The sequence below is a fragment of the Chryseobacterium sp. KCF3-3 genome (assembly GCF_045865955.1).
Taxonomy (GTDB): domain Bacteria; phylum Bacteroidota; class Bacteroidia; order Flavobacteriales; family Weeksellaceae; genus Chryseobacterium.
This window is the reverse complement of sequence record NZ_AP035792.1, coordinates 2,372,054-2,397,435: the sequence shown is the minus strand read 5'-3', so window position 1 is coordinate 2,397,435 and position 25,382 is coordinate 2,372,054. Positions and strand designations below refer to the sequence as shown.

Genomic DNA, 25,382 nt, shown 5'->3' with positions numbered 1-25,382 from the left:
TTATCTGCTTGCGATGTCGATGTAGTTTCTTTCCTGAGCACCTTGGTAAACCTGTCTTGGTCTTCCGATCGGGTCTCCTTTCAGTCTCATTTCTTTCCACTGAGAAATCCATCCTGGAAGTCTTCCTAATGCAAACATTACGGTAAACATTTCTGTAGGAATTCCTAATGCTCTGTAGATGATACCTGAGTAGAAGTCTACGTTTGGATATAGTTTTCTTTCTACGAAGTACTCGTCTTCAAGAGCTACTCTTTCTAACTGCATTGCAATGTCAAGAGCTTTATCCTGGATACCTAATGCTTTAAGGATATCATCAGCAGCTTTCTTGATGATTTTCGCTCTTGGGTCGAAGTTTTTGTAAACTCTGTGTCCGAATCCCATTAGACGGAAGCTATCTCCTTTATCTTTAGCTTTAGCAACATATTTAGATACGTCACCTCCATCTTTTTCGATCAATTCAAGCATTTCGATTACTGCCTGGTTAGCACCACCGTGAAGTGGTCCCCAAAGTGCAGATACCCCAGCAGAGATAGAAGCGAAAAGACCTGTGTGAGCAGAACCTACCATTCTTACTGTAGAAGTAGAACAGTTTTGTTCGTGATCTGCGTGAAGGATTAATAATTTATCTAAAGCATTTACTACTACCGGATCGATTTCGAAATCAGCGTTTGGTAATCTGAATGCCATTTTGTAGAAGTTTTCTACGTAGTTCAGGTTGTTATCACCGTGGTTTAATGGTAAACCTTGAGTTTTTCTGTAAGTCCAGGCACAAAGGTGAGAGAACTTAGCGATCATAAGCTCAGCAGCATGATCCATTTCTTCTTTAGAGTTTACATTAACTGCTTTCGGGTTGAAAGCTGTCAAAGCAGACGTCATAGAAGATAAAACTCCCATAGGGTGAGCAGAACGAGGAAAAACATCAATGATTTTTTTCATTTCGTCTGCGATGAAGTTATATTTTTTAATGTTGTTGTCGAATGAAGTAAACTGATCCTGAGTAGGTAATTCTCCATGTAATAAAAGATACATTACTTCAGTGAAGTTAGATTTCTCAGCAATCTGCTCGATTGGATAACCTCTGTAGAATAATTCTCCTTTATCTCCGTCTAAGTAAGTGATGTCGCTAATAGTAGCCCCTGTATTTTTGTAACCTAAATCCAGAGTGATCAAACCTGTCTGGTCTCTTAATTTTGAAATATCAATCCCTCTGTCTCCGATAGTACTATCCACGATTGGATATTCATATGAATTACCGTCGTAATTCAATATTACTTTGTTGTCTGACATTATTTATTTATTTTTTTTTTTTAAATATACCACTTTCCATAAAATACGGCAAACTAAAAATTTCGCTTGCCGTTATTTATAAATTCGATTAATTATCTTTTGATTTTAAAAGCTTCCAATCCTGGGAAAATTGCAGTTTCACCTAAAGCTTCTTCAATTCTCAATAACTGGTTGTATTTTGCCATTCTGTCTGATCTTGAAGCTGAACCTGTTTTGATCTGTCCACAGTTCATTGCTACGGCTAAATCAGCAATTGTAGAATCTTCAGTTTCTCCTGATCTGTGAGACATTACTGAAGTGAATTTGTTATTCTGAGCCATTTGTACAGCAGCCATTGTTTCAGAAAGAGAACCAATCTGGTTTACTTTTACAAGGATGGAGTTGGCAATACCTTCTTTTACACCTCTTGATAATCTGTCTACGTTTGTTACGAATAAATCGTCACCTACCAACTGTACTCTGTCACCGATTTTATCTGTAAGCATTTTCCATCCTTCCCAGTCATCTTCCTGCATACCGTCTTCGATAGAGATGATCGGATATTTAGCAGCCAATTCTGCAAGGTAAGAAACCTGCTCTTCTCTTGATCTGTGAGCGCCTTTGTCTCCTTCGAATTTTCTGTAATCGTAAGTTCCGTCTTTGTAGAATTCTGAAGCCGCACAGTCTAATGCCAACATAATGTCGTCACCAGGCTTGTATCCTGCTTTTTCGATCGCCTGAAGTAAAGTATCCAAAGCATCTTCTGTTCCGTTGAAAGTAGGAGCAAAACCTCCTTCGTCTCCTACTGCTGTAGAAAGACCTCTTCCTTTAAGGATCGATTTTAAATTGTGGAAAATTTCAGTTCCTTTTCTCAAAGCGTGAGAGAAAGAATCTGCTTTTACCGGCATGATCATAAATTCCTGGAATGCGATAGGAGCATCTGAGTGAGATCCACCGTTGATTACATTCATCATTGGAACCGGAAGTGTATTGGCATTTACTCCACCAACATATTTATAAAGAGGCATTCCCAATTCAGCAGCAGCAGCTCTGGCTACCGCTAGAGAAACACCAAGAATAGCATTAGCTCCAAGATTTCCTTTGTTAGGCGTTCCGTCAAGATCAATCATAATCTGATCGATATAGTTTTGTTCGAAAACCGGCTGTCCAACTAAATTCTCTGCAATTACTTCTTTTACATTTTCAACAGCTTTCAGAACTCCTTTTCCCTGATATTCTGAACCACCGTCACGTAATTCTACCGCTTCGTGTTCTCCTGTAGATGCTCCTGAAGGTACAGCTGCACGGCCCATTGCCCCGCTTTCTGTAAATACATCTACTTCAATGGTAGGATTTCCTCTGGAATCTAAAATCTGTCTTGCTTCTATGTAAGAAATTGCACTCATTTTTTATTTTTTTTAGTTTAGACAAATTTAATCAAAATTTAACTTTTAGGGGTATTTCGAGGGATTTTTTTGAGATAAATCCGAGTTAAATTTTAGTTAATTTATATTATGATAATTCTAACTTTAAAAGAAATAAAAAAACCTTTTTGAAGAGAATACTCAAAAAGGTTTTTATTCTAAATTATGATGTAGCTATTGAATCTTTTTCTCATTAGGAGTCTCTACAAAAATGCTCTTTTTTTCAGAATCTAGTCCCCAATTAAGACCTAAAAAGGAAATCAGGTTATCTTTTTCTCCATAATTCTTCCCGAAGGCAGCATTAATGTATACTTTATCAGAAACCTTATAGGCAATCAAACCACTAGAACGAAATGTTTTATCAATATCATTAATTCTATAGATATACTCATAGGAAATAGAGAATCTTTTATAGGTAAACTCAGCTTTCCCTCCTATATCATAGTTTTTTGTTCTTAAAAACTGTTGATTGGCATCTAAATTTGTTCCATCATCCAAATATCTTACTATTCCATAGAAATTAAGCCTTTTTTCTACATTAGGTTCGTCACTTTTTGCAAAATCAAACCCTGTATTGAATGTTAACCAAAATCCTAATTTTCCAAAGTGATTATTTGAAAAATTATTATCGGAGAAAAAAGTACTGTAACCTCCTGCAAAATCTGCGGAAATGAGAGGTGGAGCTTCTAAAAGATTTCTATAATAGTCGGCTTCTTTGGAGCTTTTATACTTTTCAGCAAATTTCTTTTTGAAGCGTGCTTTTCCTTTTTCAAAGATTTCACCTCGCACATCATCCTTAACCCCCGCTTTATCACACGAATCACTTAATAGTTTATGTTCGTTTGAATGTACCCAATCCTTGTTAATATTGCTTAAAACTGTTTTCAGTCTTGCATCATGAGCAAGTATGGAATCTTTATTTTTCTTTGTCCGAACTCTAATCAATGTACTTCTGACACTGAATGCAAATGAAGGATTTTTCATTTCATCCCCTGTTCCTAATGATAGATCTCTCACGAACCCTAATGAAAGTGAAGCTTTTTTGACTTCGCTGAAAATATTCCATTTATGCTTCACTTCACTTTCATTAACTTTCTCTGTGCTATATCCAGCATATTTTGAGGAGTTCATATTACTTGATGGTAATAGCCAGAATGGTGTCACTTCAAAAGCATAACTGTCTGGAATTCCCTCACTTTTTTTAAATGAATTTACTAAACTTAAGACAATTGCTTTTTTTGATTTAACAATTTCAAGCTCTGATGGAGAAACTCCTAAAAGGACAACGGAAGGCGCTGTTGTAATTTCTAATTCTTTCAACTCAATATTAATATCTTTTTTTTGCTGTGCATAAAAGACCAAAGGAAAGAAAATAAGGATTAAAATATAATTTTTCATAAGGTAATATGTTCAATGGTTATAAATTTTACAGAACTAATCCTCTCCTCGCTATCCAAATCTTTGCTTGTTCTTTTTTTAAAAGGCTGTAAAGGGCCAATTACATTAAGTACAGAGTAAGTAATCTGCGTTTGTTGGATAGCATTATCTAAATTTTTCTTTGGAATACCTTCAAAAGAAAACTCATGATTAATTTCAATAGTTTTTCCCTTAAGATCTTTAAATAATCCTATTTTCTCTCTTTTTTCATATTCAAATTCTTTTATCCCGGGAATAGTAACTAGCGTACTACAAGCCCCCGTAGATGATACAGTGATTTCTAAAAATACATCCTGGCTATCTGTAAGGTCAAATTTTAAGGTTTTTGATGATTTTATAGCTTTCATGATATTTAGTCTTTAAGTTATTATTATTTATTTTCTCGGTGTAGGTGATAAAAGTCCGGCTAATGCTCCTATTGCACCTGAAGAAATGGTCGCAAAAATAGTGACCAGCTGATTATCTTTAGCAGCCCCACCATTCCAGTAAGCAATGAGGATAAGTCCTGCTATAATGGTTATGACTGCCAACCCCAGCATAAGTACAATGATTCTGTAAATCCAATAGTCTGTGTCTTTCGGGTTCTTTATTTCTACATTTTTAATAGCTTCTATCGGATTGGTTTTGAACTTCTCCTGAAGATCAGTGTTGTTTTTTAAAGCAGCTTCCAAATCTCCAATACTGTCGTTAATAAGAGTTTTCATGGCTTTTAATTTTATATATCAAATTTCCCTCTAAAAAACGGACCAGTCAATTACACAAAAGGGTAATTTATTTATAGTGCTATTTTAAACACAAGACAGGTTCCAGGGTTTTCGGATATGATAGAACATCCGCCAGATAGTTCATTCATTCTTCGTTTCATATTTCTAAGGCCATTACCTTCTTTCTGTCCATCGGAAATTCCGTTTCCGTTATCAGTAATTTTCATAAAGAAGTTATTTTCTTCCTGCGAGAATGAGAGTTTCACAGTATTCGCCTGACTGTGTTTGTACACATTATTGACAGCCTCTTTTAAGCAGAGAAAAAGATTACGCCTCATTTCTGTAGAGAGAGCTGTTTCCGCTATGATATCTTCACATTCTGAATACACCATTATTTTTGTTTTTTTCAAAAAGTTTCCAGTGTAAAGGATGGCATAATCGATAAAGCTTCCTAAGGTGTCATTTCCTGAATTCAGACTCCATAGCATTTCTCTCATGGAGATATTCATTTCTTCAGAGGTTTTCAGAAGTTCATCAATATCGCTTTGCAGATCATCATTCTCAGCCTTCTGTTTCAGAAATTCTGCCTGAAGTTTCAATGCAGAAATTCCTGCTCCCAGATCATCATGCATATCGTGGGAGATACGTTCCCGTTCCTGCTCCAGTACTTTTTGTTTTTCGAGTTCTTTCTGAAGAAGCTGGTTTTGATGTTCGGATTCTTTGAGTTGTTGCTGTTGAATAAAAAAAAGCTGTCTTTTATTATACAGAACAACTATTAAAACAATAAAGATGACAAAGGTTATTAACAAAATAACCGCAATAATATAGGCCAATCTTATTGTATCCGGAAGTTGCTTCATATCGTGTTTTTATTTTCAAATTTCCTTAAAGCAATATAAAACATTCCATACATAATGATATTAACACAATACTGCATAACTTTTAAAATCTGTAAAAGTCCCGGATCATTATCTTGAAGGAAAAACATTGGAATAGACCTGAAAATAAAGAAAATACTCCAAAAAAGTAATCCACAGGAAACCCAAAAATGTGGATCGTTTATAATTTTTATTTCATCAAAGTTTTTTAATCTGATATAAAACCAAACCAGCACATTAATGATAAAATAAAAGCAAACTAAAATTCCTAATATATTTTCATAGTTTTCACTATAAAACTTTACAAACAGAATAATATATGTAAGTATGGCTATCAGAACACACCGGAAAAATACTTTAAGCTTTTGAGGGAAGATTTTAGCATAGTATATATTAAAAAATATAATCAGAAAAATGCTGTAATAATTAAACAGATAAGCAAAGTCAAATTCTTTATTAAATATTTTATAATGTCCATATAGCTCCAGACAAAGTGAAAGGAATAAGAAAACAGCAAAATAGTTTTGGCTGGAAAGACCTCTCTTTCCAGCTAAAACTATGGACTTTACAGTAGCTGCTAAGAGTACTGCAATATATACTATTTGAATTAGCATTTTACGGATATAATGAACCCATATCGTAATATCCTTTTTCAGTGCTAAAAACAAGTGTCATTTGTTTTTCGTGTGTTTCAAAGTGTTTTTTATATTGATCTTCCAGAAATCTATCCCCAAGATTATTTTCAAAAATTACTTTCTTCACATCACTGATCTCGCAAAGGTTGATGATAAATGTATCAGAAACATCTTTTGACAAGGTATTTATCAAATCAACAATATGATAACTAATATACCATGTATTGTTTCGCCCTAAATAATTAGTCAATACTTTATGTCCATTGTCAAGATAAAAATCTGTAAACCCTTTTAAACTTCCATTTGAAATTTTTAGCTCACTGAGGGAAAGTTCCTGATTTACATTAATGATAAAGTAATTATTCTCATCAATAGTATTTTTACCTTGTGTTTGCAAAGAGGCCACCATATATATCATCCTGTTTTCAGAATACGGTGTAAGTCTTAATCTGTAATCCTGGGGATCTATCTGTACGAAAGTGAATGTTAAATAGGTAGCCTTAATTTCTTTCATAATTTCGCAAATATCTTTCAAAAGTGAATGTTTTACGGCATAAATACCTCCAACATTGAAATTCACATCTTGATTTTCCATAAATTGCAGAACGCCTTTTTGGGCACTACTAATAAAACTTTTTGCCAGGATCTCACTGATAGGCATCATTTCCGACCCATCAACTAACTGCTCAAGTTTATTCCCGATTGGGCCTTCTCTGTAAGATAAATTGTCATCAAGTACTTCTTGATTTGTTTGATTTAAATTCTCCATGATTTCTTAGTTTTTTGATTGATTAAATTTATTGATTGCTTCCACCTTATTGTTTACGTGGAGTTTTCTGTAGATATTTCCGACGTGTTTTTTCACAGTATCAATGCTGATGAATTTTTTGTCTGCAATCTCTTTGTAGAGAAGTCCCTGAGAAAGAAGTTCAAGGATTTCCTTTTCGCGTTCTGTAAGTTCATCAAAGCCTTTTATTTCCGGAAGTTTTTTCTCGAAATGTTTCAATACCCTTCTTGCAATAGAAAAACTCATAGGTGCACCGCCGTTGTATACATCGCGGATGGAAGAAAGAATCTTATCCATACTTTCACCTTTTACAAGATATCCCATGGCTCCGGCCTTTAAAGAATTAAAAATCTTTTCATCATCATCAAAACTGGTACACATGATAAACTGTGTATTGGGCATTTCTTTTCGTAATTTTTCTATGACTTCAATGCCGAGCATATCCTGTAATTGGATATCCATCATCACAACGTCAGGAGAAATATCGGGTAGATTTGTTATGGCATCATTACCATCAAAGAACTGAGCAATCACTTTCATATCCTTCTGATAATCGATGACCTTCTTCAACGCATTGTTGTAGTTTTTCTCGTCTTCTACTATGGCTATGGAAATGCTCATGACTTTGTTTGTTTGAAGCAAATTTCAACAGAAAACAATTTGAAATCAATTACACCTTTGTGTAATATTTATGTTTGATTTTGAAGTTGTGATTCAGTCTTTTAGTTTTTACTAAATTTAATCAATTTTTGATTCCAAAAACAATATACGACTAAATATTTCACAATAAATTAAAAATAAAAACAAATAAGAAACAAAAAATCACCTTACATTAACAATTATTTCACAATCTGATTAAAAATTTACTGATCAATACGGCTTACTGCATTATGAATTTGATTCACTCAAAGATCTGAATCCGATTCTTACCTTTCTTAAACCATATTCCAGACATGTAAAATGCCTGCTGATAACCAGATGTAATATTCCAATATCTTCCGGAGTTTTTTCATTTGATAAGAAGAACTGCCTCTCTTTAATTTCAAAATTTTCTTTTTGCTAAGCCTAGTATTCAAAGAGAAAAACAAAAGAAATATGTATGAATAACCGTTAAATTTTCTCATATTGTAAGGCATGATTTTTGTAAAATTAAAGTATAAAATCATATTGAATATCAAATAATATAATCATGAAAAAAAGTATCTTAGCCTTAGGCGCTGTGTTGGCATTAGCTGTAGTCAGCTGTAAAAAAAGTGAAAGCGGAAACAAAGTCGTTATCAAAACAGACAGTTCAGAAACTGTAGTTACAGACGATAATGGAAAAATAGATTCGGTAACACAAAGTTCTTCGACAGTAGATGTTAACGGAAAGAAAATTGAGAAAACCGATTTTGTTTATAAAGCTACAGACGGAACATTGGTAAAAGTAGTATTTAAAAATGATCCGAAAGAAAGCACAGTAGCCATTACCAGCAATAAGAAAACATTCACATTACCTAAATCGGAAACCAAAGGGGATGAAACGATTTACAAAAAAGATGATATGACGGCAAGGGTAAAAGGAGATAGTCTTCACCTTGAACAAGGGAATAATATTATTGAGCTGAAAAGAACAAAGATCTAAATAAAAAATGTCCTTCAATATTGAGGGACATCTTATTTTATACGTATTACAAAAAAAAAACCATCCGAAAACGGATGGTTTTTATATATATCTGAATGAATATTATTCTTCAGTTTTTTCTTCAGTAGTATCAGCTTTAGCTTCTTCTACTTTTTCTTCTACTACAGGAGCATCAGCAACAACTGCTGCTTTAGCTGGCGTAGATCTTCTGCTTCTTCTTGTAGCTTTTTTCTCTTCAGCATTAGGGTTGTAAAGCTCGTTGAAATCTACTAGTTCGATAAGAGCAGTATCAGCAGCATCACCTGGTCTGAATCCTGTCTTGATGATTCTTGTATAACCACCGTTTCTTTCAGCGATTTTAGGAGCTACAGTTCTGAATAATTCAGCAACCGCAAATTTATTTTGAAGGTAAGAGAATACTACTCTTCTGTTGTGTGTAGTATCTTCTTTTGCTTTTGTTAATAGAGGCTCAACATATACTCTTAAAGCTTTAGCTTTAGCTACAGTAGTGTTGATTCTTTTATGCTCAATTAGAGAACAAGCCATATTAGAAAGTAAAGCACTTCTGTGAGAAGCTGTTCTTCCTAAGTGATTGAATTTTTTACCGTGTCTCATTATTAATTATTTATCAGCGTCTAACTTATATTTTGCAACGTCGAAACCGAAGTTAAGACCTTTTGAATGCACTAATTCTTCTAGTTCTGTCAAAGATTTTTTACCAAAATTTCTGAATTTCATCAAATCAGACTTACTGTAAGAAACCAGTTCTCCAAGAGTTTCTACTTCAGCTGCTTTTAGACAGTTAAGGGCTCTTACAGAAAGATCCATATCTGCTAATTTAGACTTAAGAAGTTGTCTTGTGTGAAGAGTTTCTTCATCGTACTGGATAGATGCTTTTACGGCTTCAGTTTCAAGAGTGATTCTCTCATCGGAGAATAACATGAAGTGATAAATTAATATCTTAGAAGCTTCAGTTAAAGCATTCTGAGGGCTGATAGACCCGTCAGTTTCTATATCTAATACAAGTTTTTCGTAGTCTGTTTTTTGCTCTACACGATAATTTTCAATGCTGTATTGTACTTTCTTGATCGGCGTGAAAATAGAGTCAATAGCAATAGTTCCAATAGGAGCATTGTTTGACTTATTTTGTTCAGAAGGAACATACCCTCTTCCTTTTTCAATATTGAAAGTAATTTCGAAAGTTACATCACTGTTTAGGTTGCAGATCAATAAATCTGGGTTCAGAACCTCAAATCCATTGATAGACTTTCCTAAATCACCAGCAGTAATAACCGTTTGACCTGAAACTTTAGCAACAACCTGCTCGTTAGCCTGGCCTTCTGCTGCAGCTTTTAATCTCACCTGCTTAAGGTTAAGAATAATTTCGGTAACGTCTTCGATTACTCCTGGAATAGTTGAAAATTCGTGCTCTACACCTTCTATTTTGATAGATGAAATAGCGTATCCTTCCAGAGAAGAAAGCAACACTCTTCTCAAAGCATTACCGATTGTAAGCCCGAAACCTGGTTCTAAAGGTCTGAATTCAAATTGACCTTTAAATTCATCAGAGTTAAGTAAAATTACTTTATCGGGTTTTATGAATTGTAAAATTGCCATATTATTGGGTTGAGCAAAAATTTGATTAAAAAATTATTTAGAGTAAAGTTCGACGATAAGGTTCTCCTTAATGTCCTCCGGAATCTGGATTCTTTCAGGAGCAGAAATGAAGGTACCTTCTTTCTTCTCATCGTTGAATTGTAACCACTCATAGTTTGACTTAGAAGCCAATGCATTGGTAACAACATCAAGAGACTTAGACTTTTCTCTTACAGCGATTACATCACCAGCTTTTACCAAGTAAGAAGGGATATTAAGAATCTCTCCGTTCACAGTGATGTGTCTGTGAGAAACTAATTGTCTAGCTCCAGATCTAGTTTTAGCAAAACCTAATCTGAATACTACGTTATCCAATCTTGATTCACAAAGTTGTAATAGAACTTCCCCTGTTACACCTTTACTTCTGTGTGCTTTGTCAAATAAGTTAGCAAACTGTCTTTCTAAAATACCGTAAGTATATTTAGCTTTTTGTTTTTCCGCTAACTGAACTGCATATTCTGATTTTTTAGCACCTCTTCTTTTGTTAGGACCGTGTTGTCCTGGCGGTTGGTTTTTTCTCTTTTCGAAGTTTTTGTCATCTCCGTAGATTGCAGCACCAAACTTTCTAGCAATCTTAGTTTTAGGTCCAATATATCTTGCCATAATGGGTAAATTCTAAAAATTAAACTCTTCTTCTTTTTGGTGGTCTACATCCGTTGTGTGGCATTGGAGTCACATCAACGATCTCGCTAACTTCAATTCCTGAATTGTGAATAGATCTGATAGCAGATTCTCTACCTGCACCTGGACCTTTCACAAACACCTTTACTCTTCTTAAACCAGCTTCGTGAGCTACAGCAGAGCAATTTTCAGCTGCCATCTGAGCAGCAAATGGAGTATTCTTTTTAGAACCTCTGAAACCCATTTTACCGGCAGAAGCCCAAGAGATAACCTCTCCGTTTTTATTTGTTAAAGAAATGATGATGTTATTGAAAGAAGCCTGAATATGCGCTTCTCCAATAGCTTCAACTTTTACTTTTCTCTTCTTAACTACTTTAGTTTGTTTTGCCATAATTCCTAACGATTATTTACTAGCTTTTTTCTTGTTAGCAACAGTTTTTCTCTTTCCTTTTCTGGTTCTAGAGTTGTTTTTCGTTCTCTGGCCTCTTAAAGGTAATCCAAGTCTGTGACGTATTCCTCGTTGGCATCCTATGTCCATCAATCTCTTGATGTTCAATTGCACTTCAGATCTTAATTCTCCTTCAACTTTTACGTTTTCTAGGATGTAAGTTCTGATGGCAGCCAATTCATCGTCATTCCATTCGTTGACTTTTTTGTCTTCGCTGATACCGGCAGCTTTAAGGATTTCAGAAGAAGTACTTCTTCCAACACCATAAATGTAAGTTAAACCGATAACTCCTCTTTTGTTTTTTGGTAAATCAATACCTGCAATTCTCGCCATAATTTAATTAACCTTGTCTTTGTTTAAATTTTGGGTTCTTCTTGTTGATTACGAACAGTACACCTTTTCTGCGTACGATTTTGCAATCAGCGCTTCTTTTTTTAATTGATGCTCTTACTTTCATTTTGATAGTATTTATTTTTTAACAAGAGCCAAATGGAGATCCGAAGATTCCATTTGGCGTTTGTTTAATATCTAAATGTGATTCTCCCTTTTGATAAATCATAAGGAGACATTTCTAGTTTTACCTTATCACCAGGTAAAAGTTTAATATAATGCATTCTCATTTTACCAGAAATATGAGCGATAAGAATATGCCCATTTTCTAGTTCTACACGGAACTGAGCGTTCGAAAGTGCTTCCGTTATAACGCCGTCTTGTTCAATATGTTTTTGTTTTGCCATAAATTAATATCCAGTCGTTCTTGATAATTTAGACTGCATTAAGCCATCATAATGATGGTTCAGCAGATATGTATTAATCTGTTGAACTGTATCTAAAATTACACCCACCATAATTAATAGGGACGTTCCCCCAAAAAATAGGGCAAACGCATCTGTCTGAACAAAGGTTCCATGCACAATTGCCGGAAGGATTGCAAAGATAGACAAAAATATTGCACCTGGCAAGGTAATTTTTGATAAAATATCATCTAAATAATCAGCCGTCTCTTTTCCTGGTCTTACTTTTGGTACTAAACCTCCATTTCTCTTCAAATCATCAGCCATTTGGTTTACCGGAATTGTAATCGCAGTATAGAAAAATGAGAAGATAATAATTAATAGCGCAAACAATACGTTGTACTGCCAGCTAAAAACATTCTTGAAACCTGCAAGAAAAGTATTAGACTCATCGAATTTTGTTAATAATCCTGGTACGAACATCAATGCCTGAGCAAAGATAATCGGCATTACACCAGCAGCATTTACTTTCAATGGAATCCATTGTCTTGCTCCCTGCATAAGATTTCTGTTTACACCTCCTCTTGCTTGAGCTCTGCTTACATACTGAATCGGGATTTTTCTAACAGCAACTGATAAGATTACTGCTAAAAGAACAACCACCATCCAGAATAATACTTCAATAAGGATCATGATAGATCCCATTCCTCCTTTTCCGTTCTGCACGGCCATCTCCTGTACGAATGCCTCAGGTAATCTTGAAAGGATCCCCACCATAATCAGGATAGAGATACCATTTCCGATTCCTTTATCGGTAATCTTTTCACCTAGCCACATTGCAAATACTGAACCGGCCACCAAAATAACAATACTTGGTAACCAGAACATGATTGAATTTGGCTCTACATAATATGCAGACTGGAACTGAGCATATGGTAAGAATAATTGAGTAATAGAAGTTAAGTAAGAAGGTGCCTGTACCAGACAAACTCCAATCGTTAACCATCTTGTAATTTGGTTCAATGTATTTCTACCTGACTCTCCATCTTTCTGAAGCTTCTGAAGATAAGGAATAGCCATCCCCATCAACTGAACAATAATAGAAGCAGAAATATAAGGCATGATTCCTAACGCCATTACGGAAGCGTGGCTGAAAGCTCCCCCCGTAAACGACGAAAGCAAGCCAAGGAGACCTGCTCCTTGCTTGTTACCGCCTTGATTTTTATAATGCTCTAAGAGATCTCCCACCTCTGCAAGGTTAATTGCAGGAAGCGAGATATAAGATGCGAATCTATACACAAGGATAATACCTAAAGTAAAGAGAATTTTATCTCTAAGTTCTTTAAGACTCCAAATATTTTTAAGTGTTTGTATAAATTCTTTCATTAGTAAGTATTATAAGGTAATTGCTTTTCCACCTGCTTTAGCAATAAGCTCTTCAGCAGATTTAGTGAATTTGTCAGCAGAGATTGAAACCGCAGATTTCAATTCTCCTCTACCCATAATTTTCACTAATTCGTTTTTAGAAACTATCCCGTTTGCTACTAAAACTTCTTTCGTGATATCTCCAGTGATGGATTTGTTCTCGATTAAAGTTTGAATAGTATCAAGGTTAACTCCTCTAAACTCTTTTCTGTTTACGTTTTTGAATCCGAATTTAGGTAATCTTCTTTGTAAAGGCATCTGTCCACCTTCGAAACCGATTTTTTGAGAATAACCAGCTCTAGCTTTTTGACCTTTGTGACCTTTTGTTGAAGTACCTCCTTTTCCGCTACCTTGACCTCTACCAATTCTCTTTGAGTTGAAAGTAGATCCTGCAGCAGGTTGTATGTTATTTAAATTCATTTTAATTTCTCTTTTATAAAATTATTTTTGAACTTCAAGTAAGTGTCCTACAGCAGCGATCATTCCTAAGATGGAAGGAGTAGCTTCATGTTCTACAACTTGGTGAAGTTTTTTTAATCCTAATGCTTCAAGCGTTCTCTTTTGGGTTTTTGTTCTACCAATAGCGCTTCTTACTTGCTTTACTTTAATTGTTGCCATTGCTTTAATTATTAACCGTTAAACACTTTACTTAGAGAAATCCCTCTCATTCTAGCGATTTCTTCAGGTCTTCTGATGTCTAATAACGCTTTGAAAGTAGCTTTCACTACGTTGTGAGGGTTAGAAGATCCTTTAGATTTTGAAAGGATATCGTGAATACCAGCAGATTCCAATACCGCTCTTACCGCACCTCCGGCGATAAGTCCTGTACCGTGGGAAGCAGGTCTTAAGAAGATATCTGCACCACCGTATCTAGCAGTAGTTTGGTGAGGGATAGTATGGTTCATTACAGGAACTTTAACAAGGTTTTTCTTAGCGTCTTCAACTGCTTTAGCAATTGCAGAAGCAACCTCTTTAGATTTTCCTAAACCGAAACCGATAACACCTTCTTCGTTACCTACTACAACAATAGCAGAAAATCCGAAAGCTCTACCTCCTTTTGTTACTTTTGTTACTCTGTTAACAGCTACGAGACGATCTTTTAATTCTAATCCTCCCGGTTTTACTCTTTCTATATTATCTAGTCCTAACATATTTCCGAAATTTAATGATTAGAATTTAAGTCCACCTTCTCTTGCACCATCAGCTAGAGCTTTTACTCTACCGTGGTATACGAATCCGTTTCTGTCAAATACAATACTTTCGATTCCTGCAGCGATAGCTTTAGCAGCGATAGCTTTACCAACAGCAGCAGAAATTTCAGTCTTAGTACCTTTAGCGTCTACACCTTTTTCTCTAGAAGAAGCTGATGCTAAAGTTTTACCATTTTTATCGTCGATTAACTGAGCGTAAATTTCCTTATTACTTTTGTATACAGATAATCTTGGCAATTCAGAAGATCCAGAGATTTTCCCTCTTACTCTTCTTTTGATTCTTATTCTTTTTTCTAATTTACTTAATGCCATAATACTTATAATTTATTAAGCAGATTTACCAGCTTTACGTCTAACAATTTCTCCTACGAATCTTACACCTTTTCCTTTGTATGGTTCAGGCTTTCTGAAAGAACGGATCTTTGCAGCTACCATTCCTAGAAGTTGGTTGTCGTGAGACGTTAAAGTAATAATTGGGTTTTTACCTTTTTCAGTCAATGTATCAACTTTTACTTCACTTGGAAGTTCCAATACGATACCGTGAGAGAATCCTAAAGCTAACTCAAGTTTTTGACCTGCGTGTGAAGCTCTATATCCTACCCCTACTAGTTCAAGTTTCTTTTCGAAACCTGCATTTACACCAACAATCATGTTGTTGATTAACGCTCTGTATAAACCGTGAAGCGCTTTGTGTTGTTTAGAATCAGATGGTCTGTTTACGTTAAGTTCACCATCTTTCTGTTCTATAGTAATTCCTGCTGTAAGCTCTTGAGAAAGTTCTCCTTTAGCTCCTTTTACAGTTACTACACCGTTATTTTCAGTGATTGTAACTCCAGCTGGAATTGTTATAATTGCTTTACCAATTCTTGACATTTTCCTCTGATTAAAAATTAATAAACATAGCAGATTACTTCACCGCCTACTTTCTCTTCTCTAGCTTTCTTGTCAGTCATTACTCCTTTAGAAGTAGAGATGATAGAAATACCCAAACCGTTTAGTACTCTTGGAAGTTCAGTAGAACCTTTGTACTGTCTCAAACCTGGTCTAGAAGCTCTTTGGATAGACTTGATAGCCGGTTTGTTGGTTTGCTTATCGTACTTTAAAGCGATTTTGATCACTCCTTGAACAGCGTTATCTTCAAACTTGTAGTTTAAGATATACCCTTGATCAAATAGGATCTTAGTAATCTCCTTTTTGATTTTCGATGCAGGAATTTCCACCACTTTGTGGCCTGCGCTTTGTGCGTTCCTTACTCTAGTTAGGAAATCTGAAATTGGATCTGTTACCATTTTTCTTTTATAAATTATTGGTTAAAGAACAATCAGTTTTGAAAAGACTTGAAGAGTAAAATATCAGACTTCAGAAATCTTCGGTCTGATATTTTTATCTTTAGTATCTCGACAACTTAATTGTTCCGATTTTTAATTAGTAATTATTACCAACTAGCTTTTCTTACACCTGGGATAAGACCGTTGTTTGCCATTTCTCTGAAAGTTACTCTGGAAATACCGAACGTTCTCATGTATCCTCTTGGTCTACCTGTTAGTTTACATCTGTTGTGTAATCTTACAGGAGAAGCATTTTTAGGCAATTTTTGAAGTCCTTCGTAATCACCAGCTTCTTTAAGAGCTTGTCTTTTAGCAGCGTATTTAGCAACTAGTGCTTCTCTTTTGCGCTCACGCGCTTTCATTGATTCTTTAGCCATTTCTTAGTTCTTTTTAAATGGTAAACCGAAGTGAGTTAATAATGCTTTAGCTTCTTTATCTGTTTTCGCAGTAGTAACGAAAGTGATGTCCATCCCTTGGATTTTTTTCACTTTGTCGATTACGATTTCAGGGAAGATAATCTGCTCAGTAATACCTAGGTTGTAGTTACCTCTACCATCGAAACCATCAGCTTTGATTCCAGAGAAATCTCTGATACGAGGTAAAGCAGAAGCAGTAAGTCTGTCTAAGAATTCATACATCTGGTTTCCTCTTAGGGTAACTTTCGCACCTACAGGCATACCTTTTCTCAATTTGAAAGCAGCTTCGTCTTTCTTAGAGATTGTACCAACAGCTTTTTGACCTGTGATATTTGTAAGCTCTTCTACAGCATAATCAATGATTTTTTTGTCTGCAGTAGCATCACCTAAACCTTGTGATACAACGATTTTCTCTAATTTAGGTACTTGCATTACTGACTTATACCCGAATTCTTCCATCATTGCAGGAACAATTGTCTCTTTATATGCTTTTTTGGGTCTTGCTATATATTCCATGTTAATTCAAATTATAAAGTTTCACCCGTTTTTTTGTTAATTCTTACTTTCTTATCTCCTTCGATTTTGTAACCGATTTTGATAGCTTTTCCGTCTTTACCAACTAAAGCTACGTTTGAGATATGAATAGAAGCTTCCTTCTCAGTAATTCCTCCTTGAGGATTAGAAGCTGAAGGCTTAACGTGTTTTTTAATGATGTTAAGTCCTGCAACGATTACTCTTGGGTCTCTACCTTCTTTCTTGATCACTTCAATAACTTCACCAGTCTTACCTTTGATATCTTTCTTACCAGTAGTAATGATTACGTTATCTCCTCTTTTTATTTTTAACTTTGACATTTCTTTTAAAAATTTTTAAAATTAAAGTACTTCAGGAGCTAATGAAATGATTTTCATATATTCTTTGTCTCTCAACTCACGAGCAACTGGTCCGAAAACACGCGTTCCTCTCATTTCTCCCGCTGCGTTTAGTAATACACAAGCATTGTCGTCGAATTTGATGTATGAACCATCTTTTCTTCTTACTGCTTTTTTAGTTCTTACTACTACAGCTTTAGATACCTGACCTTTTTTAGCGTTTCCAGATGGTGTAGAATCCTTGATCGTAACAACGATTTTATCACCAACTGAAGCATATCTTCTTCTGGTTCCTCCCAGAACTCTGATAACTAGTACTTCTTTAGCACCTGTGTTATCAGCAACTTTTAATCTTGATTCTGTTTGTAACATTATTACTTAGCTTTTTCAATGATTCTTACTAATCTCCATCTCTTGCTCTTGCTCAAAGGTCTAGTTTCTTGGATCAAAACTGTATCACCTTCTGTGCATTCGTTGTTCTCGTCGTGTGCAGTATATTTTTTCGTTTTCAAAACGAATTTACCGTACATCGGGTGCTTTACTCTTGTAGTTTCACTAACAACAATAGTTTTTTCCATTTTATTGCTGGAAACCACTCCGATTCTTTCTTTTCTTAAATTTCTATCCATTGTAAAATGAAATTATTGTTTGTTAGTTAACTCAGTGTTTAGTCTTGCGATTGTTTTTCTCAAATCTCTGATTTGAATCGGGTTTTCAATTGGGCTGATTGCATGAGCCAATTTCAATTTAGAATATTGAGCTTTTGCTTCAGTTAATTGAGCTTGAATATCACCCGCGCTTAAATTTTTAATATCAGCATTTTTCATTGTATTCAAAGATTATAGAGGTTTAACAAAATCGTTAGCAACGATGAATTTAGTAACTACTGGTAATTTTTGTGCAGCAAGTCTAAGAGCTTCTTTCGCAATTTCGTAAGGAACTCCTCCAACTTCGAACATAATTTTACCTGGTTTTACTACAGCTACCCAATATTCAACAGCACCCTTACCTTTACCCATACGTACTTCCGCTGGTTTCTTAGTAATTGGCTTATCCGGGAAGATTTTGATCCATAGTTGACCTTCTCTCTTCATATATCTTGTCGCAGCGATACGAGCTGCTTCAATCTGTCTTGCAGTGATCCAAGCTCCTTCCGTTGCTTTGATCCCAAAAGTTCCGTAAGCAAGTTGACTACCTCTTTGGGCATTCCCCTTCATCTTCATCTTGTGAACTCTACGGAATTTGGTTCTTTTTGGTTGTAACATAATTTCTAAATTTTAGATTTTAGATTTTAGATTTTAGATTTTTTTTAATTTTAAAAAAGTAACGGTAATTTAAAATTCAAAATTTCTAATCTAAAATTTTAATTATTATTGTTATTGTTGTTGTTTTTTCTAGGTCTTCTGTTGTCTCTGTCTCCTCCTCTGTTTCCTCTGTCTGACTGACCTCCTTTTTTCTGTTGTCCCACTAGTGGAGAAAGTTCTCTTTTACCGTAAACTTCACCTTTCATGATCCAAACTTTAACTCCTAGTCTACCGTAAGTAGTGTGAGCTTCTGCCCAGTGGTAATCAATATCAGCTCTGAAAGTTGACAATGGAATTCTTCCTTCTTTGAAAGATTCTGATCTTGCCATTTCAGCTCCGTTTAATCTACCAGAGATTTGAACTTTGATACCTTCAGCACCCATTCTCATAGTACTTGCCATTGCCATTTTAACAGCTCTTCTGTAAGAAATTCTGTTTTCAATTTGCTTAGAAATACTATCAGCAACTAGTACAGCATCTAATTCAGGTCTTTTGATTTCGAAAATGTTGATTTGAATATCCTTACCTGTAAGTTTCTTCAATTCTTCTTTCAATTTATCAACTTCCTGACCTCCTTTACCGATGATAAGTCCCGGTCTAGCAGTAGTGATTGTAACTGTTACTAATTTAAGTGTTCTTTCGATATAAATTTTTGAAATACCACCTTTAGATAATCTAGCCTCAAGGTATCTTCTGATTTTGTAGTCTTCAGCGATTCTGTCTCCATAATCGTTTCCACCAAACCAGTTAGAATCCCATCCTCTGATGATACCTAATCTATTACCAATTGGATTTGTCTTCTGTCCCATACCTTGATTAATTTTCTTTTTTACCTAAGATTAATGTAATGTGGTTTGATCTTTTTCTGATTCTATACCCTCTACCTTGTGGAGCTGGTCTTAGTCTCTTCAATTGTCTTGCACTGTCTACAAAAATTTCTTTAACGATAAGATTAGCTTCTTCAATATCAGCACCTTCGTTTTTAGTTTGCCAGTTAGCCATTGCTGAAAGCAATACTTTTTCTAACTTGTTAGATGCGTCTTTTTTAGAATATTTTAGAATGTATAAAGCTTTGTCAACTTGCTCTCCTCTAATGATATCAGCAACTAATCTCATTTTTCTTGGAGAAGATGGGCAATCATTGTGTATTGCTTTTACTACATCTTGGTTTGTCAATTTACGTGCTAATGCACTTTCTCTTTTTCTTGATCCCATGATTATCTGCTTCCTTTGTTTTTGTTACCACCATGACCTCTGAAAGATCTTGTTGGAGAAAATTCGCCTAACTTGTGACCAACCATGTTTTCTGTAACGTAAACTGGGATAAAAGATTTCCCGTTGTGTACTGCAATAGTTTGTCCTACGAAGTCCGGAGAGATCATTGACGCTCTAGACCAAGTTTTGATAACTGTCTTCTTACCAGACTCTATATTTGCCTGAACCTTCTTATCTAAAGTATGATGAATGAACGGTCCTTTCTTAAGTGATCTTGCCATAATTATTTTCTTTTAGATACGATGTAACGGTTAGACACTTTGTTTTTCTTTCTAGTTTTGTAACCTTTAGACGGCATACCGTTTCTAGATCTTGGGTGACCTCCTGAAGAACGTCCTTCACCACCACCCATTGGGTGATCTACTGGGTTCATTACAACCGCTCTTGTTCTTGGTCTTCTACCTAACCATCTGCTTCTACCAGCCTTACCTGATACAGTTAATTGGTGATCTGAGTTGGAAACTGAACCAATCATTGCCATACATTCAGTAAGGATCATTCTTGATTCTCCTGAAGGTAACTTGATGATTGCATATTTACCATCTCTAGAAGTTAATTGAGCTGAAGAACCAGCACTTCTTGCTAAAATTGCACCTTGTCCAGGCTTCATTTCAACACAAGAGATTACAGTACCCAATGGAATATTTTTCAATTTCATTGCGTTACCTACGTTTGGTTCAACGCTTTCTCCTGACACTACTTTCTGATCAACTTTGATACCGTTTGGAGCGATGATATATCTCTTCTCTCCGTCTGCGTACTCTAATAAAGCGATAAATGCAGTTCTGTTTGGATCGTATTCTACAGATTTTACAGTTGCTTCAACGTTTGCTTTGTTTCTTTTGAAGTCAATAATTCTGTATTTCTTTTTGTGTCCACCTCCGGTGTAACGCATGGTCATTTTACCTGTTTGGTTACGTCCACCTGACTTTTTAATACCAACTGTTAGAGATTTCTCTGGTTTGTTGGTAGTAATTTCCTCAAAATTGTTTACAATTCTGAATCTCTGTCCCGGGGTGATAGGTTTTAATTTTCTAACAGACATTACTATTATTTATAATTAATAATTAATTTACAGCAAAAATATCGATAACCTCACCTTCAGCAAGTTTGATTACCGCTTTTTTCAATTTATTTGTCTTTCCTACTTGAAGACCTTTTTTAGTGTACTTTGAAGAAACCTTCGGAGCATAAATCATTGTGTTAACGTCTGCTACTTTTACACCGTAAGCTGCTTCAACAGCTTTTTTGATCTCGATTTTATTCGCCTTAGGGTTAACTAAGAAAGAATAAGAACCTCTTAAATCTGTAAGGTAATTAGCCTTTTCTGAAATAACTGGTTTAATAATAACTGACATGATTTATTTCTTTAAATTTTCCTGGAATTTTTCAACTGCACCTTCGAAGAAAATAATCTCACCAGCGTTTACTAAATCGTAAGAACTGATCTCGTTGAAGTTCATTACTTTAGTTTTAGGTAAGTTTCTTGAAGATAAATACACATTCTTGTTAGCTTCAGGAAGAACGAATAAAGATTTTTTACCGTTAAGTTCCAATGCATTTAATACATTGATGAAATCTTTAGTCTTAGGAGCGTCAAAGCTCACATCTTCTAAAACTTTAATGCTGTTGTCTCTCATTTTTTGAGATAAAACAGATTTCTTAGCTAATCTCTTAAGAGCTTTGTTCAATTTGAATCTGTAGTCTCTTGGTTTTGGTCCGAATACTCTACCTCCACCTCTGAATACTGGAGATTTGATATCCCCGTATCTAGCAGATCCTGATCCTTTTTGCTTCTTAAGCTTTTTAGTAGAAGCAGTAATTTCGCTTCTTTCTTTTGCTTTATGAGTACCTTGTCTTTGAGCAGCAAGATACTGCTTAACTTCTAAGTAAACCGCGTGCTGATTTGGCTCAATTCCGAATACTGTTTCGTCTAGAGTTACTTTTCTTCCGGTCTCTTTTCCTGATGTATTTAATACTACTAGTTCCATTTTCTGATAATTACATAAGAATTTTTAGCTCCCGGAACAGCACCTTTTACTACTAAAAGATTTTGTTCTTGATCAACTTTTAACACTTGAAGGTTTTGAACAGTTACCTGCTTACCTCCCATTCTTCCAGCCATTCTCATCCCTTTGAATACTCTTGAAGGGTCTGAACCAGCACCGATAGAACCTGGAGCTCTAAGTCTGTTGTGCTGACCATGAGTTGCCTGCATTACACCTCCAAATCCGTGTCTCTTAACAACACCCTGGAAGCCTTTACCTTTTGAAGTTCCTGTTACGTCAACATATTCACCTTCAGCGAATAGATCAACTTTTACTTCTTCTCCTATTTTAGCATCAGCAAATCCTACGTGGAATTCTACTAATTTAGCTTTAGGAGCAGAACCAGCCTTTTTAAAATGGCCAGCTAACGCTTTACCAACGTTCTTCTCACTCTTGTCATCGAAACCTAACTGAACAGCTGTATAACCGTCGTTTTCTAAGGTTCTGACCTGTAAAATCGAGCATGGACCAGCTTGAATAACTGTACAAGGAATGTTTTTTCCTTCTTCGTTAAACAAAGACGTCATACCGATTTTTTTACCAATAATACCTGACATTGTTTATATTATAATAAAATTTATCCTTTATTTATCCCCATTTTTCGGAAGTCTGAAGTAATTTCTACTTTTGATATAGGCATACTACGCCCCTAAAATGAGTGTGCAAATGTATGAATAATTTTGTAACTGACAAATATTTCAACTAAAATATTTTGATTTTTAATCAATTAGATGATTTTGAAAAAATTCAAAACCAATTTCCCAAAGATTTATTTTGATTTTTAAAAAGAAATTAAGATGAAGACTTTACTGAGTCATCACCTTCACACCCACTTCTTCCATTCCAGCCCTGTCTTCAGCACAAATACCATTATCCGTAATAAGATAATCCACCTGATCCAAAGCCGCAATCTTCCCAAATCCTTTCTTATTTAATTTGGAAGAATCTGCAAGAATTACTGTCTGATCCGCACACTCCATCATAATCTGATTCAGGTGAGCTTCTGCAGCATTGGAAGTACTGATTCCAAACTCAGCATCAATCCCATCTACTCCAAGAAAAAGTTTATTGCAGGAAAACTGCTTAAGAATACCTTCAGAAATAGAACCCACTATAGAAGTAGAGCTTTTTCGCACTTCACCTCCCAACTGTATAATATTAATGTTAGGATTATTGCAAAGTTCAATGGCTACTCTTAAAGAAGAAGTCAGCACTGTAAGAGGACCAAAGTTCACCAGCATTCTTGCCAGATAATGCATGGTTGTTCCTGATGCCAATATAATACTGTCATTTTCCTGAATCAATGATAAAGCAGCTTTTGCAATCGCCTGCTTGGCCTCCACATTGATACTTTCTTTCTCGCCTACATTTTTCTCATAAGCATATCTTACCTGCTTACTCGCTCCTCCATGATTTCTAAAAAGAAGCCCCAGGCTTTCGAGATAGTTCAGATCCTTTCGGATCGTAACCGAAGAAACATTAAGCTTTTCACACAAATCCTGAACAAGTACATGTCCTTTTTCATCAAGCTCTTTAAGTATTTCCTCCTGCCTTGGTAGTAGCTTTTCCATTTTATTCGTTTCATCAAAAATACCGCTTTTTTTCCACATCTTAAAATTTCATTTATTTTCTTTTTGCTTTCATTTTTAATTTATATATTTGAAAACGAAACATAAACGAAACATTTATGAAACGAAACGAAGAACTCAGTAAGTTAACCAATGTAAAAGAATGGGACTTTATTGTCATAGGAGGAGGAGCCAGTGGTTTAGGTTCAGCATTAGACGCAGTAAGCAGAGGATTCAAAACATTATTGCTTGAATCCCATGACTTTGCAAAAGCAACATCCAGCAGAAGTACCAAGTTGGTACACGGCGGAGTTAGATATCTCGCTCAGGGAGATGTCGGATTGGTAAAAGAAGCATTAAAAGAAAGAGGACTCTTAGCAAAAAATGCAGCACATATCGTAAAAAATCAGTCTTTCATTATTCCGAACTACACATGGTGGGGAGGAATCTACTATAAAATAGGACTGTCTGTTTATGATTTCCTTGCCGGAAAACTGAGTCTGGGTAAAACAAGATACATCAGCAAATCAAAAACTGTTGAAAAGCTTCCTACTATTGAACAAAACCACTTAATGAGCGGTGTTGTTTACCAGGACGGGCAATTTGACGATGCCAGACTTGCGATTAACCTCACCCAAACGATCATTGAAAAAGGGGGAAGCGCTGTGAATTATGTAAAAGTAGTCAACCTTTTGAAAGACACCTCTGATAAAGTAATAGGTGTGGTTGCAGAAGATCAGATTTCTAAACAGCAATATCAGATTCATGGTAAAGTAGTCATCAATGCTACCGGTGTATTTACAAATGACATTCTTAACATGAACAATCCTAAGCATGGTAAACTAGTGGTACCAAGCCAGGGAATTCACCTTGTACTGGATAAATCTTTCCTGAAAAGTGATGATGCCATCATGATTCCGAAAACTTCAGACGGCAGGGTTTTATTTGTTGTTCCATGGCATGACAGAGCTTTAGTGGGAACTACGGACACTCTTTTAAAGGATGAAAGCTTTGAGCCTCGTGCTTTGGAAGAAGAAATCAGTTTTGTTTTAAATACTGCCAGACAATATCTGTCTAAAAAACCTACCCGTGAAGACGTAAAATCTGTTTTCGCAGGTCTTCGTCCACTTGCTGCCCCTAAAGACGGAAGCAAAAGTACAAAAGAGGTTTCCCGAAGCCATAAAGTGATTACTTCAGAGACCGGATTAGTTTCTATTATCGGAGGAAAATGGACAACATACCGTAAAATGGCAGAGGATACCGTAGATGAAGCGATGAAAGTTCACAGGTTGGGAAACAGTCCGTCTAAAACGGAACACCTTTCCATTCATGGAAATGTAAAACCTGAACAAGTAGACCGAACCAATCACCTGTATGTTTACGGATCTGATATTCCAGCTATCAAAGCGTTACAGGAAAGCAATCTCCGTTACGCTCAAAAGATCCACCCGGATCACCCTTTCACGGTAGCAGAAGTTGTGTGGGCCGTAAGAACAGAAATGGCAGAAACTATTGAAGATATTCTGGCAAGAAGAGTACGCTTACTGTTTCTTGATGCAAGAGCAGCTATAGACTGTGCTCATAATGTAGCCAGAATCATTGCTGAAGAAAAAGGATATTCTGAAGAATGGGCTCAGCAGCAGGAAAATGAATTTATCGAATTAGCAAAAGGATATTTATTAACTCCTTATTCACCTAAAGTTATCAACCTAAATTAACTC

General features: G+C 35.5%; 39 protein-coding genes. 2 read left to right on the top strand and 37 right to left on the bottom strand.

Features of this window, described 5'->3' with window-relative positions:
* The 8 genes from ACKTTZ_RS10765 to ACKTTZ_RS10730 form a co-directional block, all read right to left on the bottom strand.
* Positions 1 to 1,287 carry a citrate synthase gene (locus ACKTTZ_RS10765; protein ID WP_034694713.1) on the bottom strand — a complete coding sequence of 429 codons (1,287 nt, stop codon included), beginning with the start codon at positions 1,285 to 1,287 and terminating at the stop codon, positions 1 to 3.
* Between the two features lie 92 nt (positions 1,288 to 1,379).
* A complete protein-coding gene (gene eno / locus ACKTTZ_RS10760) occupies positions 1,380 to 2,672 on the bottom strand; it encodes a phosphopyruvate hydratase (RefSeq protein ID WP_034694712.1) in 1,293 nt (430 codons plus the stop codon).
* Positions 2,673 to 2,864: 192 nt separating this feature from the next.
* Positions 2,865 to 4,088 (bottom strand): hypothetical protein, encoded by a 1,224-nt coding sequence (locus ACKTTZ_RS10755; RefSeq protein WP_253316326.1) that lies wholly within the window; start codon positions 4,086 to 4,088, stop codon positions 2,865 to 2,867.
* Positions 4,085 to 4,474 (bottom strand): hypothetical protein, encoded by a 390-nt coding sequence (locus tag ACKTTZ_RS10750; RefSeq protein ID WP_034694710.1) that lies wholly within the window; start codon positions 4,472 to 4,474, stop codon positions 4,085 to 4,087. The genes ACKTTZ_RS10755 and ACKTTZ_RS10750 overlap by 4 nt, the downstream gene beginning before the upstream one ends.
* A 27-nt stretch (positions 4,475 to 4,501) precedes the next feature.
* Entirely contained in the window at positions 4,502 to 4,831 is a 330-nt protein-coding gene (locus ACKTTZ_RS10745; RefSeq protein ID WP_034694709.1) for a hypothetical protein, read from the bottom strand.
* Positions 4,832 to 4,902: 71 nt separating this feature from the next.
* A complete protein-coding gene (locus ACKTTZ_RS10740; protein WP_407848774.1) occupies positions 4,903 to 5,691 on the bottom strand; it encodes a sensor histidine kinase in 789 nt (262 codons plus the stop codon).
* A 633-nt stretch (positions 5,692 to 6,324) separates the two neighbouring features.
* Complete coding sequence (locus ACKTTZ_RS10735; RefSeq protein WP_034694703.1) at positions 6,325 to 7,113, bottom strand: hypothetical protein; 789 nt, start codon at positions 7,111 to 7,113, stop codon at positions 6,325 to 6,327.
* A 6-nt stretch (positions 7,114 to 7,119) separates the two neighbouring features.
* Entirely contained in the window at positions 7,120 to 7,752 is a 633-nt protein-coding gene (locus tag ACKTTZ_RS10730) for a response regulator transcription factor (RefSeq protein WP_034694702.1), read from the bottom strand.
* A gap of 568 nt (positions 7,753 to 8,320) precedes the next feature.
* On the opposite strand from ACKTTZ_RS10730, the gene ACKTTZ_RS10725 reads away from it, so the two are divergent.
* Positions 8,321 to 8,755: a hypothetical protein gene (locus ACKTTZ_RS10725; RefSeq protein ID WP_253316328.1), complete on the top strand. Its 435-nt coding sequence runs from the start codon at positions 8,321 to 8,323 to the stop codon at positions 8,753 to 8,755.
* A 102-nt stretch (positions 8,756 to 8,857) separates the two neighbouring features.
* On the opposite strand, the gene rplQ is transcribed toward ACKTTZ_RS10725, so the two are convergent.
* The 29 genes from rplQ to ACKTTZ_RS10580 form a co-directional block, all read right to left on the bottom strand.
* Complete coding sequence (gene rplQ, locus ACKTTZ_RS10720) at positions 8,858 to 9,370, bottom strand: 50S ribosomal protein L17 (RefSeq protein WP_034694700.1); 513 nt, start codon at positions 9,368 to 9,370, stop codon at positions 8,858 to 8,860.
* Between the two features lie 6 nt (positions 9,371 to 9,376).
* Positions 9,377 to 10,372, bottom strand: a complete 996-nt coding sequence (locus tag ACKTTZ_RS10715; protein WP_034694699.1) for a DNA-directed RNA polymerase subunit alpha — start codon at positions 10,370 to 10,372, stop codon at positions 9,377 to 9,379.
* A gap of 33 nt (positions 10,373 to 10,405) precedes the next feature.
* On the bottom strand, positions 10,406 to 11,014 hold the full coding sequence (gene rpsD / locus ACKTTZ_RS10710) for a 30S ribosomal protein S4 (RefSeq protein ID WP_034694698.1): 609 nt from the start codon (positions 11,012 to 11,014) through the stop codon (positions 10,406 to 10,408).
* 19 nt (positions 11,015 to 11,033) lie between these two features.
* Positions 11,034 to 11,423, bottom strand: coding sequence for a 30S ribosomal protein S11 (gene rpsK / locus ACKTTZ_RS10705; protein WP_034694697.1), 390 nt, complete (start codon positions 11,421 to 11,423; stop codon positions 11,034 to 11,036).
* Between the two features lie 12 nt (positions 11,424 to 11,435).
* Positions 11,436 to 11,813, bottom strand: coding sequence for a 30S ribosomal protein S13 (rpsM, locus tag ACKTTZ_RS10700; RefSeq protein ID WP_034694696.1), 378 nt, complete (start codon positions 11,811 to 11,813; stop codon positions 11,436 to 11,438).
* A 7-nt stretch (positions 11,814 to 11,820) separates the two neighbouring features.
* Complete coding sequence (gene rpmJ, locus ACKTTZ_RS10695; RefSeq protein WP_007839480.1) at positions 11,821 to 11,937, bottom strand: 50S ribosomal protein L36; 117 nt, start codon at positions 11,935 to 11,937, stop codon at positions 11,821 to 11,823.
* Between the two features lie 64 nt (positions 11,938 to 12,001).
* The gene (infA, locus tag ACKTTZ_RS10690; protein WP_027381317.1) at positions 12,002 to 12,217 is read right to left on the bottom strand and encodes a translation initiation factor IF-1; all 216 of its coding nucleotides are present in this window, start codon (positions 12,215 to 12,217) and stop codon (positions 12,002 to 12,004) included.
* Between the two features lie 3 nt (positions 12,218 to 12,220).
* Positions 12,221 to 13,600, bottom strand: a complete 1,380-nt coding sequence (gene secY, locus ACKTTZ_RS10685; protein ID WP_034694694.1) for a preprotein translocase subunit SecY — start codon at positions 13,598 to 13,600, stop codon at positions 12,221 to 12,223.
* A 9-nt stretch (positions 13,601 to 13,609) separates the two neighbouring features.
* Complete coding sequence (rplO, locus tag ACKTTZ_RS10680) at positions 13,610 to 14,059, bottom strand: 50S ribosomal protein L15 (protein ID WP_034694692.1); 450 nt, start codon at positions 14,057 to 14,059, stop codon at positions 13,610 to 13,612.
* Between the two features lie 21 nt (positions 14,060 to 14,080).
* Positions 14,081 to 14,257, bottom strand: a complete 177-nt coding sequence (gene rpmD / locus ACKTTZ_RS10675) for a 50S ribosomal protein L30 (RefSeq protein ID WP_027371710.1) — start codon at positions 14,255 to 14,257, stop codon at positions 14,081 to 14,083.
* Positions 14,258 to 14,268: 11 nt separating this feature from the next.
* Entirely contained in the window at positions 14,269 to 14,790 is a 522-nt protein-coding gene (gene rpsE / locus ACKTTZ_RS10670) for a 30S ribosomal protein S5 (RefSeq protein ID WP_002983245.1), read from the bottom strand.
* A gap of 18 nt (positions 14,791 to 14,808) precedes the next feature.
* Positions 14,809 to 15,162, bottom strand: coding sequence for a 50S ribosomal protein L18 (gene rplR, locus ACKTTZ_RS10665; protein ID WP_077413597.1), 354 nt, complete (start codon positions 15,160 to 15,162; stop codon positions 14,809 to 14,811).
* A gap of 15 nt (positions 15,163 to 15,177) precedes the next feature.
* Positions 15,178 to 15,723 carry a 50S ribosomal protein L6 gene (gene rplF / locus ACKTTZ_RS10660; RefSeq protein WP_407848767.1) on the bottom strand — a complete coding sequence of 182 codons (546 nt, stop codon included), beginning with the start codon at positions 15,721 to 15,723 and terminating at the stop codon, positions 15,178 to 15,180.
* Positions 15,724 to 15,740: 17 nt separating this feature from the next.
* A complete protein-coding gene (rpsH, locus tag ACKTTZ_RS10655; RefSeq protein ID WP_034694686.1) occupies positions 15,741 to 16,139 on the bottom strand; it encodes a 30S ribosomal protein S8 in 399 nt (132 codons plus the stop codon).
* Positions 16,140 to 16,285: 146 nt separating this feature from the next.
* Positions 16,286 to 16,555 (bottom strand): 30S ribosomal protein S14, encoded by a 270-nt coding sequence (gene rpsN, locus ACKTTZ_RS10650; protein WP_002983233.1) that lies wholly within the window; start codon positions 16,553 to 16,555, stop codon positions 16,286 to 16,288.
* A 3-nt stretch (positions 16,556 to 16,558) separates the two neighbouring features.
* Positions 16,559 to 17,110, bottom strand: a complete 552-nt coding sequence (gene rplE, locus ACKTTZ_RS10645) for a 50S ribosomal protein L5 (protein ID WP_034694682.1) — start codon at positions 17,108 to 17,110, stop codon at positions 16,559 to 16,561.
* A gap of 11 nt (positions 17,111 to 17,121) precedes the next feature.
* A complete protein-coding gene (gene rplX, locus ACKTTZ_RS10640) occupies positions 17,122 to 17,448 on the bottom strand; it encodes a 50S ribosomal protein L24 (protein ID WP_034694681.1) in 327 nt (108 codons plus the stop codon).
* Between the two features lie 21 nt (positions 17,449 to 17,469).
* Entirely contained in the window at positions 17,470 to 17,838 is a 369-nt protein-coding gene (gene rplN / locus ACKTTZ_RS10635) for a 50S ribosomal protein L14 (protein ID WP_002983226.1), read from the bottom strand.
* 2 nt (positions 17,839 to 17,840) lie between these two features.
* The gene (rpsQ, locus tag ACKTTZ_RS10630; protein WP_027371715.1) at positions 17,841 to 18,095 is read right to left on the bottom strand and encodes a 30S ribosomal protein S17; all 255 of its coding nucleotides are present in this window, start codon (positions 18,093 to 18,095) and stop codon (positions 17,841 to 17,843) included.
* Between the two features lie 12 nt (positions 18,096 to 18,107).
* Positions 18,108 to 18,293, bottom strand: a complete 186-nt coding sequence (gene rpmC / locus ACKTTZ_RS10625) for a 50S ribosomal protein L29 (protein ID WP_034694678.1) — start codon at positions 18,291 to 18,293, stop codon at positions 18,108 to 18,110.
* A gap of 12 nt (positions 18,294 to 18,305) precedes the next feature.
* Positions 18,306 to 18,731: a 50S ribosomal protein L16 gene (rplP, locus tag ACKTTZ_RS10620; protein ID WP_034694677.1), complete on the bottom strand. Its 426-nt coding sequence runs from the start codon at positions 18,729 to 18,731 to the stop codon at positions 18,306 to 18,308.
* A 98-nt stretch (positions 18,732 to 18,829) separates the two neighbouring features.
* A complete protein-coding gene (gene rpsC, locus ACKTTZ_RS10615; protein WP_034694675.1) occupies positions 18,830 to 19,579 on the bottom strand; it encodes a 30S ribosomal protein S3 in 750 nt (249 codons plus the stop codon).
* Between the two features lie 7 nt (positions 19,580 to 19,586).
* Positions 19,587 to 19,985, bottom strand: coding sequence for a 50S ribosomal protein L22 (rplV, locus tag ACKTTZ_RS10610; RefSeq protein WP_034694674.1), 399 nt, complete (start codon positions 19,983 to 19,985; stop codon positions 19,587 to 19,589).
* A 2-nt stretch (positions 19,986 to 19,987) separates the two neighbouring features.
* Positions 19,988 to 20,266: a 30S ribosomal protein S19 gene (rpsS, locus tag ACKTTZ_RS10605; protein ID WP_002983209.1), complete on the bottom strand. Its 279-nt coding sequence runs from the start codon at positions 20,264 to 20,266 to the stop codon at positions 19,988 to 19,990.
* Between the two features lie 2 nt (positions 20,267 to 20,268).
* Positions 20,269 to 21,090 carry a 50S ribosomal protein L2 gene (rplB, locus tag ACKTTZ_RS10600; protein ID WP_034678013.1) on the bottom strand — a complete coding sequence of 274 codons (822 nt, stop codon included), beginning with the start codon at positions 21,088 to 21,090 and terminating at the stop codon, positions 20,269 to 20,271.
* 22 nt (positions 21,091 to 21,112) lie between these two features.
* The gene (rplW, locus tag ACKTTZ_RS10595) at positions 21,113 to 21,403 is read right to left on the bottom strand and encodes a 50S ribosomal protein L23 (RefSeq protein ID WP_002983204.1); all 291 of its coding nucleotides are present in this window, start codon (positions 21,401 to 21,403) and stop codon (positions 21,113 to 21,115) included.
* A 3-nt stretch (positions 21,404 to 21,406) separates the two neighbouring features.
* Positions 21,407 to 22,036 (bottom strand): 50S ribosomal protein L4, encoded by a 630-nt coding sequence (gene rplD, locus ACKTTZ_RS10590; RefSeq protein WP_034694672.1) that lies wholly within the window; start codon positions 22,034 to 22,036, stop codon positions 21,407 to 21,409.
* Entirely contained in the window at positions 22,027 to 22,650 is a 624-nt protein-coding gene (gene rplC / locus ACKTTZ_RS10585) for a 50S ribosomal protein L3 (protein WP_034694671.1), read from the bottom strand. Before rplC ends, rplD begins: the two co-directional genes overlap by 10 nt.
* A 249-nt stretch (positions 22,651 to 22,899) precedes the next feature.
* Entirely contained in the window at positions 22,900 to 23,664 is a 765-nt protein-coding gene (locus ACKTTZ_RS10580; protein WP_407848759.1) for a DeoR/GlpR family DNA-binding transcription regulator, read from the bottom strand.
* Between the two features lie 116 nt (positions 23,665 to 23,780).
* Between ACKTTZ_RS10580 and ACKTTZ_RS10575 the strand changes: the two genes are divergently transcribed.
* Positions 23,781 to 25,379: a glycerol-3-phosphate dehydrogenase/oxidase gene (locus tag ACKTTZ_RS10575; RefSeq protein WP_407848757.1), complete on the top strand. Its 1,599-nt coding sequence runs from the start codon at positions 23,781 to 23,783 to the stop codon at positions 25,377 to 25,379.
* Positions 25,380 to 25,382: the final 3 nt, after the last annotated feature.